Origin of the sequence: Pedobacter sp. (assembly GCF_041645105.1) — a bacterium.
Classification (GTDB): domain Bacteria; phylum Bacteroidota; class Bacteroidia; order Sphingobacteriales; family Sphingobacteriaceae; genus Pedobacter.
In genome coordinates, this window is sequence record NZ_JBAZQQ010000001.1 from 822,924 (window position 1) to 841,944 (window position 19,021).

Sequence of the window (19,021 nt, forward strand, 5' to 3'; positions counted from 1 at the left end):
ATATGGTAAGACATTTACTCTTTTTTACACTTGCTCTCTTTTTTATTCAGGTTTCTGAGGTTTTTTCTCAGATTAATATAGGCAGAGTTGAACTTGGTCCATATAGCCCGGGATCAAGTATTGCCACAACTTTCACTTTGCAAAATACTTGTATAAAGCCTGGTAATAATTTCGAGCTCTATCTTGTGAGTCCTGATGGGACAGAAATACCTGGTAGTATTGGCTCCTATAATGGTTTTTATACAACTTATGTAAACGGTGTAATTCCCCCCGGAACGCCGGCTGGAACCGGATATGCGCTTAGAATCAAATCTACAAATCCTGTATTTATCTCCGGAAACTCTATTCCTTTTGAAATCAAAACAGGACAAATTGCTAATCCAATTATCGACTCCGAAACAAAACCAAGTGATAATCCGAGGACGTTTGGTTTATGTGAGGTGGATAATAATACACCTAATGATTTCGAATTTACGAATGAATCTTTAACAAATAATGTTATTGTTGACGTTATAAATGAATCAACATTCCCAAATACAATATCAGCTACCTTAACTTTCACGAGTACAGGCGACGCCAGCTATAAGACATTCAATGCTGCAAAGACACATTACACCTTGTTTGCAAAAGCGATAATGCCAGATGGCTCGATAGGTACAAAGGCCTACATTTTAATTAACAACCCAGTGGTTACGGCATTTGAAACCTCGGGAGGAATAAATGTATGTTTTCCTGAAGGAAAATTTGAATATGAAGTGGGGCCAAATATCAAACAGAACTTTCCGGGTAACATTTACAAAATAGACTGGGGTGATGGAACAGTACCAAGTGAATATACTTACTGTGACATTGTTGATCAAAATTTTCGCGTTAGTCATCTTTTTAACAGATCTTCCTGTGGGTTATCTTACACTTCTGGAGCTCAAACATTTTACAATGCTTTTGCAGTAAATGTGGGCGTAATAAGCCCGTTTTGTAACGCTATTGGACGGCCTCTTTCAACTCCTGCCAGAGTAATTACGAGACCTATAAATTCCTTTGATCGACCAGAGGTTGCCTGTTTAGGCAGTGTAACTTTCAATAATACATCTGTTGCAGGAGAAAACCCAATCGCCAACGCACCGGGATGTGCACCAAGCACCATGCGCTATACCTGGTTCGTTGATGGAGTTGAAGTAAGTAATGACTTTAATTTAACCTATAATTTCACGACACCCGGAATAAAACGGATCAGACTGGAATCCAGATCAGTTGGAGGCGTCTGTCAGGCTGAACCGATTGAAAGAACCATTTGTATTCAAAACCCTCCAAAACCTGACTTTATAATACCAGTAAATAGAATTTGTTTAATTCCTGGAACTCTTACTCCTGAAAACACCTCAGTACTAGATAATAGCTGCCTAACGGCAGTTCCAATTTATACCTGGAATGTAACTGGTCCTTCAGTCGTAGCATATTTGAATGGTACTGATAAAAACAGCCCCACACCACAGTTTAAATTTAACCAGATAGGCCGATACATCATTTCTTTAACAATACAATCTGGGAACTGTGAGGTGACCAGCACCGTTCAGGAGGTGATTGTTGATAGTGACCCTATAGTCGATTTATCTGATGAGGCTAAAATTTGCCAGACAGGTCCTTTAACATTTGATCCAAACGCAACAATTACAAGGACGATTATTACTGGAAGTGTAGATAATCCATCACCACAAGTGGATACTTATATATGGGAAGTCCTTGGACCTGGAGCATACAATTTTGTGGGTACCAGCAATGCCAATAGTAAATATCCGACTATAAACTTCTCTGATTACGGCACTTATACCGTAAAACTCACATTCAAAAACAGCTGTAACACCAGAATTGAAACGCAGGTTATTAATATCTATGAATCTCCGGTACCTGGCATAATTGCCTCACCTAATCCTATTTGTTATGATGCCGACATAAATTTACAAGGGAACATAACGAATAGAACAGCACAGACTAGGTACCTTTGGATTGGGAATGGCACATTTGCATACCCAGACCCTAGTGATCATCTAAAAGCAGTTTATACACCAACTACGGCTGAACGTATTGCAGGAACAGCCCATATCAGATTACAGGTAAATACTGGCCTTCAAGCACCTTGTGCGATAGTTGAGGAATCCATCGATGTAACTATTACTCCAAATAATACTACAACAAATCCGCTTCCATCTAGAACCACAACAATTTGTACTGAGAAAGCAGTAACATTTATACCAACTTCAGTAGTACCAGGAAGTAATTTTACGTGGATTGCAACAAATGAGGATGGAAATGCAACAGGCTTTAGCCTTGCAGGTAATGGAGCCATTAATCAAACCATTACAAACACCAGCACTACTCAAAATGCTGTAGTAGTTTATACCATTACACCATCCACAGCAACATGTATTGGTGTCCCCTTTACTTTTACAGTTATTGTTACTCCAAAACCGGTGATAGATCCAATAACTGACAAAACAATTTGTCATAATAATCCATCAGGGATCGTATTAACCTCAAATATCCCTACTCGGTTTACCTGGACTAGTGTACCTTCTTCAACAGATATTCAAGGGAATACCAATGGAACAGGCTCAACTTCATTAATAGGGGGGAAAAATAGCTTTACCATCAATGAGGCATTATTAAATAGTTCCTTCTTACCGGGAACAGTCACCTATACTATAAAATCATACTCTGCTGATGATTGTGAAGGGACTACAACTACAGTTATTATAACCGTAGATCCAGCAGTTACTGTAGCCTATGCAGGACCAAACGAGCGTATCTGCGATACAGAAACTTACCAATTAAAGGGAAATAAAGCTAATGTAGGAACCGGAAAATGGGAGCTTGTTTCTGCATCTTTAGGAAGCCCCCAAATTACCGATGACACAAACTTTCAATCTACAGTCACAGGCCTACAAACAAATGGGGTGTATATTTTTAAATGGGTTATTTCCCCTACAGGAACTTGTCCTGGCACCGAGAGTCAGGTAACTATTTCCGTTACTCCAAAACCTATGGTAGATCCTGTCGCCGATAAAACCATTTGCCATAGTAATTCAGCAGGAATAGTATTAACCTCAGACATTCCAACTCGATTTACCTGGACTAGCGATGCTTCATCCGCCGACATTACAGGGAATACCAATGGAACAGGCTCAACTTCATTAATAGGGGGAAAAAATAGTTTTACCATCAATGAAGCATTATTGAATAATTCCTTTTTACCAGGAACAGTTACCTATACTATAAGGTCATACTCTGGTGATGATTGTGAAGGAACTCCAACTACAGTTACTATAACCGTAGATCCAGCAGTTACCGTAGCCAATGCCGGAGGAGACGAGCGTATCTGCGATACAGAAACTTACCAATTAAAGGGAAATAAAGCTAATGTAGGAACCGGAAAATGGGAGCTTGTTTCTGCATCTTTAGGAAGCCCCCAAATTACCGATGACACAAATTTTGAGTCTACAGTTACGGGACTACAAGCAAATGGGGTGTATATATTTAAGTGGATCATCTCTCCCACAGGGGCTTGTCCTGGCACCGAGAGTCAGGTGACTATTACTGTAAATATTCCTACTGTCCCTGGAATTACTACTGGTGCGCAAACAGTTTGTCAAAACGACAATACAGGCACAATTACCCTAAGTGGAAATAACGGTTCTGTTTTAGGATGGCAAATGTCGACTGACAATGGAGCTACATGGCAAGATGTTCCAGGTGTAAACACAGCTTCAACTTATAGCTATACCGACTTAAGCACTACCACACAGTTCAGAGCTATTGTCCAAAATGAAGGATGTACAATAGCATACTCAACATCTACAACAATCTCTGTTGCTCCTCCAACAACCAGAGCTAATGCTGGCGTTGATCAGATTTTATGTAATGAAACCTCTGTATTACTAAAAGGGAATCCTATAGCTTCTGGAGAAACAGGTATATGGACGATGGTTAGCGGTGATCCAAATGCAGTGATTACCCCTGGCTTAAATTCTGAAGCTTCTGTAACTGGCCTCTTGCCAGGAATTACCTATATATTTAAATGGACAATCACCGGAAATGCACCATGTAACCCAACTGAAGATGAAGTCACTATTCGCAACAATAAACCTATTGATCTGAATAGCCTTACTACATCAAACGCAATAGTTTGTAACGGTCAGCAGATAACTATTGTCGGACATCTACCAACAGGCGGTGAAGAAGGCCAGTACCAATACATTTGGGAAAGTCAGATTAACGGCAGTCCATGGGAAGTAATGACAGGAAAAACAGCGAAAGATTTAACTATAATACTTACTACCACTGGAATCACCAGTTTCAGAAGAACAGTAAACAGTGGAAATTGCACATCCATTAGTAATGAACTTCCAATTACCATTCAGCCACCTATAGGAAATAATAACATTGCTAACAATCAAACTATTTGTAGTGGATTAATACCGATGTTAATCACTGGAACTCTTCCGACTGGAGGAGATGATCATTTCTTCTATCGATGGGAAAGTAGTCTTGACGGAAGTAACTGGACAAGTATCCCAAACATTATAACCCCCGACTATCAACCTCCAGCACTAACACAAACTACTCATTACAGACGTATAGTGAGCACAGTTGAATGTAGCGGTTCCTTAGAAAGCATTAGTAATGCCATAATCAAAACTGTTACGCCAAATGCTAAAGCTGAATTTACCTGGGGACTAAAAGATACCGATTGCTTCCCTTTTACTTTACCTATTCAAGTAGTTCCTTATCCAGATAGAAATGATACTTATACCTGGCATATAAATGTTGATGGCGTAATCCAAACCACAACTGGCCCGAATTTCCCAGGATATACCATTGAAAGCAGTGGCAAATCTGTAATTGTCCGATTAGTGGTTACCAGCAAGTTGGGCTGTTCAACTGATGAAATGAGTCATACTTTTAGTACCAATCAGGCGGTACAAGCTTCATTTAATGTTAGTGATGACGAATTTTGTGGCCCTTTTCCTGTAAACTTTACCAATACATCATTACTAACAGCCGGAGCCAGATTTGAATGGGATTTTGGAAATGGACAGTTCTCTACAGCAGTGCATCCTACCATGACTTTTGAACCAGATCCTAGTGGAGAAGACATTATTTACACAGTCACCTTAAAAGCTATTACCGATTGTGGAACCAGTCCAGTAACAAGAGACATACTCGTAAAAGCAAAACCAAAAGCAGTATTTACGCCAGATAAAGTAGAAGTTTGTTCTCCTTATAAAATCACCTTTATAAATACTTCTCCCGGAAACACAAACAAATATTATTATGATGTTTATGGTGATGGATCTAAAATAATAGAGAAAGATGACAAGTCTCCTCTGGAATTTGTTTACGATGTAACAGAAACTACTGTATTCAATGTTAAAATGACTGCCGTAAACGAATGCGGTACTAATGAAAAAATACAGACTATACGTGTATTCCCTCAAAACATGATTGCTGTTCTTCATGTTAAGCTGGATGAAATAAGAGGGTGTGCTCCTCATATCGTAAATTTCGAAAACAATTCTACTGGCGCAAGCAGATTTGAATTTGATTTTGGTGATGGAAGTCCGATCCAAACTACCTTTGCTCCTGGTATCGTTCCACATACTTATAGGAGAAGTGGAAAATTTACTGTGACCATGACTGCCTATAACATTTGTTCTAAAATTACGGACACAAAGGACGTAGAAGTATTTGCACAGCCACAGGCAGATTTCGAAGCAGATCAGACCTTAGGTTGCCCTGGACTTGTAGTTAAATTTAAAAATAATAGTGTAGGTGGACTTGGCAACAGTTACCTATGGGATTTTGGAGATGGTAATTCTTCATCAGACTTTGAACCGACACACACTTACACCGGAGACCAAGAATATTATACCGTAAAATTAATTGCTACAAATCAGCTAACTTGTAAAACGGAAGTGGAAAAACCCCAATACATCCGCATTGTACCGCCCCCACAAGCAGCCTTTAATGTAGTGCCTTCAACTGTGATCAGTATCCCTAATTATACGTTCAAATTTGAAGATGAAAGCACCAACAACCCTATCACTTGGGAATGGAATTTTGGAGATGGAACAACTTCGGAATTAAAAAACCCTTCCCATACCTACTTGGATACTGGTACATATAGAGTCACCTTAAAAGTGACTAATCAACAAGATTGTCATACTACAACCTTTAAAGACGTAACCATTAAAGGCGTTCCTGGGTATTTATTCGTACCCAACTCGTTCATTCCTGGAGGCGAGATTCCTGAGCTCCGATTATTCAGGGCAAAAGGTTCCGGTATAAAAACCTGGAGATTCAGCGTATTTAACAAATGGGGACAGATCGTATGGGAAACTTCATTACTAGATGAAGGCAGACCGGCAGAGGCCTGGGACGGCACGTTTAAAGGTCAACCTATGCCACAAGGTGTTTATTACTGGAAAATTGATGTGGAGATGGTCAACGGAACCGAGTGGAAAGGCATGACCTACGACAAAACTCCACCGAAACGAACAGGTGCAATACATTTAATCAGATAAAGGATGAGCGGGAGATTAAAATATATGACAGCTTTATTAACCACTGTGATGAGCCTACCGGCTTTAGCCCAGGATCATGTATACTCACAGTTTTTTAATGCCCCAATTTATCTTAACCCTTCTTTAACAGGGCAGTTTGAAGGGGATATCAGGATGAATCTCATTTACAGAAATCAATGGTCAGGGCTTAGTGGTGATTTATCTTACATCACAGCATCTGCAGACATGAACATCTCTAAATTTGGGGGCGGTGTTGGAATAATGTTTAACCGCAGCAGCGAGGGAACAGCATTTCTGGTAAAAAACAATGCCGCAGCGACTTATTCTTACAGTGTAGGCGGTGATGATTTTGTTGCTTCATTTGGTATACAGGCAGGCTTTACCAACCGACAGATAGACTGGAGCAAACTCGTATTCTCCGATCAGATTGATATGCGCCTGGGTTATATTCCAGGAACCGTATCCGCAGCACAACCACCAGATGTAGACAACAAAATCTTTTTCGATGCAGCAGCAGGAACAAATATTGTATTTAGGAACTTAATGGCGGGAGTTGCTGTACATCATATCAATCAACCAGATGAATCCTTTAGTGGCACTGTAGCTAAATTGCCTATGCGTATTACCGCCAATGCGAGTTTTAGATTACCACTGAGCAGTGGCACTTATTATCAGGATGAAGGCTCATACCTGATTCCGTCTGTTGTTTATTACAAACAGGCTAGCTCTTCGTCTTTAAGCGCCGGAGCACAGTTTAAATTTAAAGGACTTAATGCAGGGTTATGGTACCGTAGCGGTGGTCAGAATGGCCCTGATGCCGTAGTTGTTTCATTGATATTTGATTTGCTAAAAGGAAACCGAAATGGCGAGAAGCTAAGATTAGGAATCAGCCATGATGCTACAACATCAAAAATCAATTATACCAATACCAGTGGAACAACAGAAGGAAGTATTGGTTACGAAAAATATTTCCCTAATAATTCGGGATATAACAAATTTAACGGTCTGAGATGTTACGATTTCTATTGATGAAGATATAATAATTAGATGCAAATCTTTGTTATATTAGACTCTATAAACTGATATGGAAAACATTCTCGATAGTAATCATTTCCTCACACAGAGTGAGGTAAATAAGTTTTTAATGGCAACTCTGCTTTGTGGTCTGATTGGCGCTGAAAGAGAGTTCAGAAGTAAGCAGGCGGGATTAAAAACCATGATTATGATTGGTCTTGGTTCAACCCTTTTCACTATACTTTCTGTAAAAATAGGAATAAGTAGTCACGACAGAATTGCTTCCAACATTGTTACCGGAATCGGATTCCTCGGAGCAGGTGTTATTTTTAAGGAGGACAACCAGGTAAAAGGCCTCACAACTGCTTGTGTAATTTGGATTGTAGCCGCAATTGGTATGGCCATTGGGTCTGGCTACTTCGAGCAGGCCATAGGTGTAACTGTAGTGGTATTGCTGGCCCTACTCATTTTCCCTTTTTTAGAGGAAATGGCTGAACGTCGTTTTACAAAAAGAATATATCGCATTGTTAAACGTTATGAAGGTGAAAGTCTTGAAAAATACGAGAACGACATTAAAACTTCCAAATTAAAGCTTTCCAGGGGGAAACAGGAGCTTGCAAATGGTATTATCAGTGGTACATGGATCGCGATTGGGAGTCCGAAAAACCATAAAACATTTGTAGATAGAATGCTTCAGGATAAAAACATCATTGCTTTCGACTTTTAAGTCGTATCATTCCTGTAACGTATAAAAAATATGATCAAACTATAGTAGATTTGTATTTATGCAAAGGGAACAAATCTCGGTATTCGATATATTTAAGATAGGTATTGGTCCATCAAGCTCCCACACTTTGGGGCCATGGAGAGCAGCGCAGCAATTTACAGCTTCGCTAAAGAAAGAAGAATTGCTGACTCAGGTAGAACAAGTGAAAGTCTTGTTATACGGCTCTCTGGCCAAAACAGGAATTGGTCACGGAACTGATGTTGCCATCCTGTTAGGCCTTACAGGTGCAGATCCCGTAACATTCGATGTAAATGCAATTGATTCGACCATTGCTTCAATTAAAGATGATCAGTTGCTATCCCTTTCCGGCGAACAATTGATTTCCTTTAAATATAGTGATGACATGATCTTTCTATTCTTGGAAAGTCTTCCATTTCATCCTAATGCAGTTACTTTCCAGGCATTTTTAAACAATGGAAAAGCCTTTTCTGAAACCTATTATTCTGTAGGTGGTGGCTTTGTGGTAAAAGAAGGAGAAACAGGAAATGAAAAAGAACAGGTAGACCTCCCATTCCCTGTGGATAAAGCAAGTGAGCTACTTCACTGGTGTTTATCTACTGGTCTTAAAGTCTCCGAGATTGTAATGGAGAACGAGCTATCATGGCGGAAAGAGGAAGAAACCAGGAAAGGTATTATGCAGCATTTCAAAGTGATGAAAGACTGTACTTACAGGGGTTGTCATACTTCTGGTTTTTTACCTGGGGGACTAAACGTAGGTAGAAGGGCTGCAGCATTAAATAAGAGATTAATTGGCAATAGCGTTTATACAGATTATACGAGCTGGATTATGGCTATCAGAAGTGGCGGAAATGATTTCAATTATATATTAGATTGGGTAAGCTGCTTTGCACTTGCCGTAAATGAAGAAAATGCTTCTTTTGGTAGAGTTGTTACTGCTCCAACAAATGGCGCTGCTGGTGTAATCCCTGCAGTTTTACAATATTATATTGCTTTTTGCGACGGCTATACGGACGAAAAGATCACACAATTTATTGCTTGTGCTTCTGAAATCGGCAGTATTTTTAAAAAAGGAGCTACAATTTCAGCTGCAATGGGTGGGTGTCAGGCGGAGATCGGTGTATCATCAGCCATGGCAGCTGCAGCGCTTACAGAGTGTTTAGGAGGCTCACAGCGTCAAGTATTGATGGCAGCAGAGATTGCTATGGAACATCATTTGGGTTTAACCTGCGACCCTATAGGCGGCCTGGTACAGATTCCTTGCATTGAAAGGAACACTATGGGGGCTATCAAAGCAATCACAGCTTGCCAACTGGCATTACAAAGTAATCCAGACAAAGCGAAAGTAAGTCTTGATGCGGTTGTAAATACGATGTGGGAAACTGCACTGGATATGAACTCTAAATATAAAGAGACATCGGATGGCGGTTTGGCTACAAATATCCCAATCAGCTTACCTGAATGTTAGTTTAAGAGTAATTAAAGCCTGCAGCATTTAAAAACAAGTTAGATTTTCTGCTGTGCTTTAATGGCAAGATATCTGTTTACTACATTTATCGTTAATTGATCAGGAGGTGTAAGGATACTAAGTATCCCATGTTTAGCCATTTCCCGAACCATTAACTTCTTTTCATAAGCAAACTTATTGGCAATGGTCTGGATATAAATATCTTCAACATCCTGCACCTGCTTCTGTGTGATTTCTTTAAGTTCTGTATTTTCAAAAAATACAACAAGAAGTAAATGATACTTTGCTATACGCTTTAAATATGGAAGCTGCCTGTTCAATGCAGACATACTCTCGAAATTGGTAAATAATACAACCAGGCTCCTTTGTCTTAATACTCCTCGTACGCTGGTAAACAAAGCTTCCATATTAAGTTCGAGGTATCTTGTTTTTTCTTTATAAAGCACCTCCATTATTTTGCCCAACTGTGTAGGTCTCCGATCTGCAGGAACCACATTTCCAATTTGCTCCGCCACAGTAATCAAACCAGCCTTGTCTTGCTTTACAAGCGCAACATTAGAAAGTACCAGACTGGCATTTATAGCGTAATCCAGTAAACTCAAACCTTCAAAAGGCATTTTCATAGACCTCGATTTATCAATGACGCAATATACATGCTGAGCCTTTTCATCTGTAAAGGAATTCACCATCAGCTCACCCTTTCTTGCGGTAGCTTTCCAGTTTACGGTACGGTAATCATCTCCTTGCACATAGTTCTTCACCTGATCAAACTCCATACTGTGGCCTAATCTTCTTATCTTTTTAATACCAAATTCTGTTAATCTGTTTGATATGGCCATCAATTCGTACCTCCGTAACTGTAAAAAAGATGGATAAACAGGGACTGTAGCCTCATCTCCAATGTTAAATCTGCGCGATACAAGACCTAAAGGCGACTGCACATACAAACGAGTCTGACCAAAGACATACTCCCCTCTTTTAGTCGGCCTTAAAGTGTAAATGATGGTTTTACGTTCACCTGCTTTTAAGTTACTTTTAAACCATAGGTCTCTTTTTTGAAATTGAAAAGGAATCTCATCAATGATACCGATATGAATACTAAAGGGATAGAAGTTTTCTATATAAATCTTTAACTCATTTTCATCTCCGTTGCTTAACCTTTCTGGAATATCCCTTCGTAAAAATACATCTCGTTTTGTGCGGTACAACAAAATCCCATCAATTAATACGAGTAGCACAAACACCAGGAAAATTACACCAGGCAGATCACCAAGCCAGGGCAGAAAGAAAGAAAAAAGAAATAAACTTACACACAGCCCTATCCCGACAAAAAATCTTTTGCCCAGAAAAAGGTCTTTGTAATATTTTATAAAAAATTGTCTCAAATTATGGCTTTATCTAGGTACTTCTATTTTCTGAATAATCTGCATTACAATATCATTTGTGCTTAAGCCTTCCATTTCTTTATCTGGAGTCAGCATAATTCTGTGCGATAAAACCACTGGCGCTACCTTTATAATATCTTCCGGTGTAACAAAATCGCGTCCCTGCATGGCAGCAAAAGCCTTCGCTCCATTGATCATCGCTAACGATGCACGTGGTGAAGCACCAAGATAGAGAGACTTATTATTACGGGTTTCATGCGTAATCTTTGCCACGTATTCAATCAATTTAGGCTCTACATGTAAAGTCCTTATAATTGCCCGACATGCTTTAATCTGTTCAACACTTAAAACAGCCTTAACTGATTTAAGCTCATCATCAAGCTTACGCTGATGCTGATTTAGTAAAATAGTCGTTTCCTCTTCAAGCGTTGGGTATTTAACCTCTATTTTAAACAAAAACCGGTCTAACTGTGCTTCAGGTAATCTATACGTCCCCTCCTGTTCAATTGGGTTTTGGGTCGCCAATACCATAAAAGGTTCATCCATAGGGTAAGTGTGTCCGTCAACCGTAATTTGTCGCTCCTCCATCACCTCAAACAAAGCAGATTGCGTTTTTGCAGGGGCACGGTTAATTTCATCCACCAATACAATATGTCCGTATATAGGTCCTTTACGATATTCAAATGATGAAGAACGTGGGTCAAAAACAGAAGTACCAATCACATCCGAAGGCATTAGATCTGGTGTAAACTGAATCCTTGAGAAAGAAGCATCAATACTCTTGGCAATCAACTTGGCACTTAAAGTCTTCGCTACACCGGGCACACCTTCTAAAAGCACATGGCCATCAGCCAATAACCCAGCAATTAAAAAGTCGATCGTATCTTTCTGGCCTACAATGATCCTGCCCAAGGTTTGCCTGATTTCTGTTACGGCAGTATTAAGTTGTGTAAGGTCAGTTCTTTGGTTAAACATTTCTGCTTCCATAATTATCGGGCTTGTTTATTAAATTTCTCTATTAATTTATGCAACTGAATAAGTGCATGGTCGTCAATCACAATTGCACCATTCAATCTATTTATCATCTCTATTAGCTTACGCACTATCTCCTCATTTATACCAGACTTAAGAATAAGATCTGATATAAATTCTTCATCCAGCACTGTAGTTTTTAGTCGATAATTGCTTCTCACGTGCTCTAAAAAGTAGGTAATCTTTTTGTGTGCAATGTCGCGGTTATCCCGTTGTTGATAGTAGACCTTACCAACAACTTCAACAAACTCAACAGAAGTATTTTTTAAAGGCTCAATAACAGGAATAATACGCTGTCTACGTTTCATCTCAAATAATACAAATATCAATAAGCCTGAAATGGCCAGATAATAAGCCCAACGCAGGTTGTCATTATTAAACAATACGCGTAAAACAGAGGAATCATCAATAGTACCTTTGGTATTGTTTTCATCCCATATTACGTGTTTTGCATCCGGTAAGAAAGAAAGCACTTTGGATATATAGGTTGCTCCCGAAGGATTTAAAATATTGTAATTGCTTAACAATTGCGGACTTGGCAATAGATACAAGCCACCCTTACCAAATGTATATTTTACATAATTGATCTCTCCATCAGCATTTCTTCCTAAAGCACTCGCCCTTATGGTATCTACCTTACTAAAATACTGATCGCCCAGACCTTTATTAAAAATATAATCCCTTTTACCTTTTAAAGCTGGATCTACGAAGTTTATAGGAGTACCATTTTTATGAGCATAATCATATACAGAGTTCATAGTCAGGTTCAACGTATCAGTTAAAAAATCACTTAACTCATAGGCTGCAATGAAAACATTATTGCCCTTTTCCATATACTTAACAAGCTCCAGATAATCATACTTATCCATGTTTACCCTCCCCGCAATAAAAAGGTAATTAGAATTGACGAACTCGTTGTCTTTTAAATTATTATAAACAGGCAGTCTTGAGGGAGCAATCTCTGCTTTTGGAAAAATTTTTCCTAGCTCCTGGTATAAGATATAAGTGCCGAAAGGTATTTTGTCCTCTTTTAAATAAGTAGCTGTCCAATTTGTAGGTTTGGGCTTGTAATACTGTGCTACCAAATAACCAATCATGACTATAGCACTCCAAATCAAATACCGTTTCAATCCGTTCATAGTGCTTTCACATTAAATCGTTCAAAACTTCCCTTAAGTACTTTAAATATTTCCTTGTCAATAGAGAAATCACCATACCAGATATATTCAAAACGAAGCGTCAGCATTTTAAACTCCTGTTTTCTTTCGAGATCTTCAATTTCATCAATATAAGTCTGATTTGTTTTTTCAGGCTGCCAGTCGATTAACTCCTGATCATTAAGCAACTTTAACGAACGCAGATATAATAAGCGAACGGCAAGTCTGTAGTTCCCGTTAATAACTGCCTTATTAATCTCATCATTAAAGTCGATCTCGTGAATGTTCTCCATTGCTTCACCATAAGGAACATCAACGGCTTTAGACTTTCTGGAGAAGATCATCAAATCCAATCCAGCAATCTTAGTCAAGCTAAAAATGATTAATGCAGAAACAACAGCAATAACCAAATACTTAACAAAATCTCCAGAATACTTGTTACTTAAAGCTCCATTGATCATCTTCCAAATCCAGCTCCAAAAACGATTCCACCAACTGGTATCAACCGAAACTGACTGATCATAACGAAATTCTTTTTGGAGGCTGTAATCTTTTATTTTCTGAAGATCAAAGCTTCTAAGATCAACTCTGGAATTGTCATTTCTGATCTGGGCTTCCTTTAAAACTTCCCTTTTCACCTGGGCTACAGCGGGATAGACTACTGAGAAAATAAAACCCAGAAAAATTAAAATGAGCGTCTTTTGCATTAATATTCTTCTAAAGGAGGATTCTCATTCTTTTCTTCTCCAAATTGATGAATACGATCCATCAAACCTGCACTTTCCTGTACTTCTACCAGGTTAAAATAACACAATGCAATTCCTACTGCCGGAATTATCATAAAGACATAAGTAAGATTTTGAAAGATAGCACCAATTATAATCAATGCACTATTCCATTCCTTAACAGCTGGAATAAAAGTGCCAATCATGGTAAAGAGCATCCCAGGGATAGCAGGGATCATCATACAAGCATAAGTAATGAAATAAATAACAAGTATAACTGCTGCTGTATTCCACCACTGATCCTTAAGTAATTTAAATGCACGGCCAAATGAATAATCAAAACTAGCATTCTCCAGAATCATAATTGGATAAAATAAACACATAGCAGGCCAAACATAGATCCCAGGGACGATACAAAACAAAAAGGCTATACAGGCAAATAATCCAACTCCCAGGCTACTAAAAAAAGTCCTGAAATAGTAATATTTAAAATATGCCCATACTTCTTCCGGGCTGGGAGCCACTTTACCCTTTTGAATATATAAGGCAATAAAACTTAATATTGAAACTGTGATGGCGGTATAACTTCCAATTGAAACAAAGATCATCAGAAAATAATTCCAATTTAGAATATCAGAAAAATTTCTGGATGAAAAAGGGCCATTTTGTACCGCAGGAGTATTTTGCATGGATATCTCATGCATTGCAGAGGCGACAATTCCCGCCAGGATGAAAAACCCGCATAAATAAAGGAATACCTTTAATAACGGTTTAAAGTTCTGCTTGATGAAAAGAAAAGTATCACCTATGATTCCTCCGAAATCCCTAAGCTTCTTAAATTCAATTTGTTGTGACATAATAATTATTTTGATTACGTTGATTTAACTGTGATGGATAAATGATCACATACCAGATGATGAAAATAAATGATCCTCCTAAAATACCTATACTTAGCCATAAGGGCATATTTGTATGACGAGTTATAAAACCTTCAAAAAAAGCTGCAACGATCAGTATCGGGACAATTCCTAATGCCATTTTTGTCCCGTCCTTTGCACTATTTTTAAAGGCTTGCAAACGGGTATAAGTTTTAGGGAAAAGTAGTCCGTGGCCAAGTACCAACCCCGCAGCACCAGCCATTACAATTGCAGATATTTCTAAGGTTCCATGAATCCAGATTACTAGTACCGAAGCAGCACCAAGACCTTTACTAAAAAAGAAATATTGAAAGGAACCTAGCATAATTCCATTTCTTAACAGCATAAAAACAGGCCCAATGGAGATGAAAATCCCACTAACAAACATCAATAATGAAACATAAATATTGTTGGCGGCGATTTGAAGAAACATAGAAACTGGCCCCTGTTGTTTATAAACACCAAAAGGATCACCTTTTGCAATATTTTCGTTGGTCATATTCACATAACTATCGCCCATAATCAGTCTTACAAAAGCATCATCATATTTGGCTGACAAAACACCGATGGCGCATGAAACGGCAAAAAAAATAAGAGAATAAAGTAATTGACGACGATAGGTAAAAAACAAAACTGGCAGCTCATATCTCCAAAAGATGGCAAAGCGATTTGCTTTTTCCTTTTTATTCTTATAGATAGACTGATGCAGAATAGAGGCCAGTCCATTTAAATAAACTGTGGTTTTAGATTTAGGGTAAAATGTTTTTGCATAAGCCAGGTCATTGGTAATATCAATAAACCGCTCAGCTAGTTCATCAGGATTGCTCGTTTTCAACTGCTCATAGGATTTCCATTTCCCAGAATTCTGCTTCACAAACAATGCTTCTCTCATAAAATTGATAAGGTGTTAATTTTCCGTTAAAATAGCACAAAAAAACATTTTACAACAATTAATTCAACATCAATATTATATTTGAACTTATATGGAAACAATAAAAGTTAACACTAGTCAACATGTTGACATTGACTATCCCGTTGCGGGATTAGGTGAACGCATTGTCGCAAGATTAATTGATCTGGGTATATTTATTGGTCTATATATCGTTTTTGTATTATTGGCCGCGATAGGTGGAGTTTCGGGTTTATTAAACAGCAGTCCATCTGTAATTCTAACAATCATCATTATTTACTTTGCAAGCTTTGTTTTCTATCACCTCATTTGTGAAATTTTCATGAATGGTCAAAGCATTGGTAAACGTATCATGAAAATAAAAGTGATTAGCCTTGACGGAAGCCAGGCAAGTATTGGTCAATACTTTATCCGTTGGCTGTTTCGCTTGGTTGATTTATACTTAACAGCACAGGTTGGAGGATTAATCTGTATCGCTGCATCAGATAAAAAACAGCGAATAGGTGATATTGTAGCTGGAACTGCAGTTATCAAAACCTCACCTCAGGCCGATTTTAATCATATTGCTTTTCATCCTGTTGAGGAAGAATACATACCTGTATTTAATAATACCAGTATGCTTAATGACAGAGATATAGAGTTAGTTCACGAAGTGATTGCAACTTATTATAAAACGTATAATACGGATCTTATTTATACAATGTCTGCAAAAGTAGCGGCCTTACTTTCAGTGAGCATACCCGCCGGAATGAATGAAATGGATTTTTTAAAAACAGTGGTTCAAGACTATAATTACCATACAGCAATTGCCATTTAAATTACTTTGATTACCCCTTGCTTAAGAAGCTCAACCCATTCAGCATACATTTTTGCCGAATAGTGCAATCCATCTTTAGCTAAAAGGTCAGTTTCTGAACCTGCCTTACGTGATGAAGTAGTAACATCCGTATAGCTTACATCTAAAATAGTGGTTTCCTCATAATTAATTGCATTGAAAGCATCTATTTCTTTGGTTACGAGTTCCTGATCTCGTCCGCTATTAAAAGCATAAGGAGTTACCCCCCAATCCGGAATCGACAATACAAATACACGGGCTTTATTGCCATTGGTAAAGTCTATAGCTGTTTGCAATAAAGCCTTAAATTCTTTCCGGTAAGACACTAAAGATTCCCCTCTATATTGATTATTTACACCAATAAGTAAAGTTACTATATCAAATTTCTGATTTAAGCTTGACTTAGCAATTGCATTCTGCAATTCACTGGTTGTCCAGCCTGTAGTTGCTATAATCTCAGGTCTATTTACGACAAAGCCTCTCTTACTCAAAACATTAGCCAATTGATATGGAAAGCTATTTTCTATGGCCACCTCTTCACCTATGGTGTAAGAGTCACCCAAAGCAAGATAGGATACTGATTTGTTCATAAAATTCTAATGTCAATGATGATGCCCATAAATCATTTTATATACATAGCTTATTAAAATAAGCGCTCCGGTAATTAAAAATGCGATTTTAATCAATAAAGAAACATCTCTCTTTGTAAAATACTTTGCAGGCAATACGATGATAAAAGTCAGAAGTAGGGGAACTGTTGCAGGATATAATTGAAAGCTCTCCTGAAAATCACCTTTTAAAAGTGCTAAAAAAGAGCGTTGAAAACCACAGCCAGGACAATCAAACCCTGTTAACACCTTAAATGGACATGGCAGGAAAAAATTATCCGCCTGATCTAATAAAAAAGACCAGGCGGATAATATATATGTACTTAGCACCAGCAATTATGCATTTGGAGTTGTTGGTGGTTGATTAAACGGATCATTTGTCCCAGACGGATTGTTTCCACCGAATGGATTATTCCCGCCAAAAGGATTGTTTTTATTAAAAGGATCGTTAGGGTTAAATCTATTCTGCGCTTCAGCAGCTGATGGCCCTTGATACTGAGCATCACCAAAACCAAGCAATGGAATAAACACAAAAGGGAGTAATATCATACCTACTGTATAACCTTCTGTTTTCCCAAAACTCTTACTTAATAGGTTGTAAAGCCAAACTGCAAACACAATATTCACACATGGAATAATTAACCAAAGTATCCATATAGTTGGTTTTCCTACTATCTCAATAAGAACAATTAAATTGTAAATAGGAATAATTGCTGCCCAGCCTGGTTTTCCAGCCTTTACAAAAATTTTCCATAGTCCTGCATATACTAATACTAGTATGGCAAGGTAAAAAATAATTACCCCAGCGCCAATGCCTGCTCCAGCCGCTGAATACTCCGAGTTGTAATCCATAGTTTGTTGTTTTTTTTATTGTTTATCTAGTAAAGATAAGATTTGTAATAAAAAATCAAAACTATGTTTTTACATGCTAATGACTCAAATCATCCTTTCAAACTATCTGCATTTCAAATAAAGATGCAATATGAGATTTCAACTTTGACTTAACTTCTTCTATGTCAAGCTGTGCACCTAACTCCCTATTCATAGAGGTGACATCCTTATCATCAATACCGCAAGGAACAATATTTTTAAAATAATCCAGATCAGTATTCACATTAAATGCAAATCCATGCATAGTAACCCAACGACTACACCTTACTCCCATTGCACATATTTTGCGGGCCTTTTCATTATCCGCATCCAGCCATACCCCAGTAAACCCGGCATAACGACCTGCAGTAATACCATAATCTGCCAATGTTAAAATAACCGCTTCCTCAAGTGTCCTTAAATACAAATGGATGTCTGTAAAGAAATTATCAAGGTCTAATATCGGGTAGCCTACGATTTGTCCGGGGCCATGATAAGTAATGTCACCACCCCTATTAATTTTATAGTATGTGGCTTCTTTTTTCTGCAATCCCTGCTCATCCAGCAATAAGTTTTCAGGTTTACCACTTTTACCAAGCGTATAAACATGAGGATGTTCGCAAAAAATCAGGTAATTTGGCGTGTCAAGTTCAGTATTATTAGTCCTGTTCTGAATCTTTAAAGCAACGGTCTTATCAAAAATGGCTTCTTGCTTTGTCCATGCATCCTGGTAATCCGTAAGTCCCCAGTCAATAAATTCGACATTCTTATTCATCT

General features: G+C 38.2%; 15 protein-coding genes. 5 read left to right on the forward strand and 10 right to left on the reverse strand.

The features are described from left to right. The first annotated feature begins 2 nt into the window (after positions 1 to 2). Genes WC623_RS03400 through WC623_RS03415 form a run of 4 tightly spaced genes read left to right on the forward strand, consistent with a single transcriptional unit; the run spans position 3 to position 9,805 of the window. Positions 3 to 6,578 (forward strand): PKD domain-containing protein, encoded by a 6,576-nt coding sequence (locus tag WC623_RS03400; protein WP_372848107.1) that lies wholly within the window; start codon positions 3 to 5, stop codon positions 6,576 to 6,578. A gap of 24 nt (positions 6,579 to 6,602) precedes the next feature. Beyond that, the gene (locus WC623_RS03405; protein ID WP_372848108.1) at positions 6,603 to 7,607 is read left to right on the forward strand and encodes a PorP/SprF family type IX secretion system membrane protein; all 1,005 of its coding nucleotides are present in this window, start codon (positions 6,603 to 6,605) and stop codon (positions 7,605 to 7,607) included. A 55-nt stretch (positions 7,608 to 7,662) separates the two neighbouring features. Next, the gene (locus WC623_RS03410; protein ID WP_349784029.1) at positions 7,663 to 8,319 is read left to right on the forward strand and encodes an MgtC/SapB family protein; all 657 of its coding nucleotides are present in this window, start codon (positions 7,663 to 7,665) and stop codon (positions 8,317 to 8,319) included. Between the two features lie 58 nt (positions 8,320 to 8,377). Then, complete coding sequence (locus WC623_RS03415; protein ID WP_372848109.1) at positions 8,378 to 9,805, forward strand: L-serine ammonia-lyase; 1,428 nt, start codon at positions 8,378 to 8,380, stop codon at positions 9,803 to 9,805. A 38-nt stretch (positions 9,806 to 9,843) separates the two neighbouring features. On the opposite strand, the gene WC623_RS03420 is transcribed toward WC623_RS03415, so the two are convergent. Genes WC623_RS03420 through WC623_RS03445 form a run of 6 tightly spaced genes read right to left on the reverse strand, consistent with a single transcriptional unit; the run spans position 9,844 to position 15,913 of the window. Further along, positions 9,844 to 11,190, reverse strand: coding sequence for a DUF58 domain-containing protein (locus tag WC623_RS03420; protein WP_372848110.1), 1,347 nt, complete (start codon positions 11,188 to 11,190; stop codon positions 9,844 to 9,846). A 9-nt stretch (positions 11,191 to 11,199) separates the two neighbouring features. Next, complete coding sequence (locus tag WC623_RS03425; protein ID WP_372848111.1) at positions 11,200 to 12,177, reverse strand: AAA family ATPase; 978 nt, start codon at positions 12,175 to 12,177, stop codon at positions 11,200 to 11,202. A 2-nt stretch (positions 12,178 to 12,179) separates the two neighbouring features. Then, complete coding sequence (locus WC623_RS03430; RefSeq protein ID WP_372848112.1) at positions 12,180 to 13,361, reverse strand: DUF4350 domain-containing protein; 1,182 nt, start codon at positions 13,359 to 13,361, stop codon at positions 12,180 to 12,182. Beyond that, positions 13,358 to 14,086, reverse strand: coding sequence for a hypothetical protein (locus tag WC623_RS03435; RefSeq protein WP_372848113.1), 729 nt, complete (start codon positions 14,084 to 14,086; stop codon positions 13,358 to 13,360). The genes WC623_RS03430 and WC623_RS03435 overlap by 4 nt, the downstream gene beginning before the upstream one ends. After that, a complete protein-coding gene (locus WC623_RS03440) occupies positions 14,086 to 14,961 on the reverse strand; it encodes a hypothetical protein (RefSeq protein WP_372848114.1) in 876 nt (291 codons plus the stop codon). The genes WC623_RS03435 and WC623_RS03440 overlap by 1 nt, the downstream gene beginning before the upstream one ends. Continuing rightward, the gene (locus tag WC623_RS03445) at positions 14,945 to 15,913 is read right to left on the reverse strand and encodes a stage II sporulation protein M (protein ID WP_372848115.1); all 969 of its coding nucleotides are present in this window, start codon (positions 15,911 to 15,913) and stop codon (positions 14,945 to 14,947) included. Before WC623_RS03445 ends, WC623_RS03440 begins: the two co-directional genes overlap by 17 nt. A 91-nt stretch (positions 15,914 to 16,004) precedes the next feature. Between WC623_RS03445 and WC623_RS03450 the strand changes: the two genes are divergently transcribed. Next, on the forward strand, positions 16,005 to 16,748 hold the full coding sequence (locus WC623_RS03450; RefSeq protein WP_372848116.1) for an RDD family protein: 744 nt from the start codon (positions 16,005 to 16,007) through the stop codon (positions 16,746 to 16,748). On the opposite strand, the gene WC623_RS03455 is transcribed toward WC623_RS03450, so the two are convergent. The 4 genes from WC623_RS03455 to lipB all read right to left on the reverse strand — a co-directional run bounded on the left by WC623_RS03455 (position 16,745) and on the right by lipB (position 19,019). Beyond that, positions 16,745 to 17,356, reverse strand: coding sequence for an SGNH/GDSL hydrolase family protein (locus WC623_RS03455; protein WP_372848117.1), 612 nt, complete (start codon positions 17,354 to 17,356; stop codon positions 16,745 to 16,747). The two genes, WC623_RS03450 and WC623_RS03455, sit on opposite strands and share 4 nt — an antisense overlap. Before the next feature lie 12 nt (positions 17,357 to 17,368). Continuing rightward, positions 17,369 to 17,704: a DUF2752 domain-containing protein gene (locus WC623_RS03460; protein WP_372848118.1), complete on the reverse strand. Its 336-nt coding sequence runs from the start codon at positions 17,702 to 17,704 to the stop codon at positions 17,369 to 17,371. Between the two features lie 6 nt (positions 17,705 to 17,710). Further along, the gene (locus tag WC623_RS03465; RefSeq protein WP_372848119.1) at positions 17,711 to 18,226 is read right to left on the reverse strand and encodes a DUF5684 domain-containing protein; all 516 of its coding nucleotides are present in this window, start codon (positions 18,224 to 18,226) and stop codon (positions 17,711 to 17,713) included. A 97-nt stretch (positions 18,227 to 18,323) separates the two neighbouring features. After that, positions 18,324 to 19,019 (reverse strand): lipoyl(octanoyl) transferase LipB, encoded by a 696-nt coding sequence (lipB, locus tag WC623_RS03470; protein WP_372848120.1) that lies wholly within the window; start codon positions 19,017 to 19,019, stop codon positions 18,324 to 18,326. Between the last annotated feature and the right edge of the window lie 2 nt (positions 19,020 to 19,021).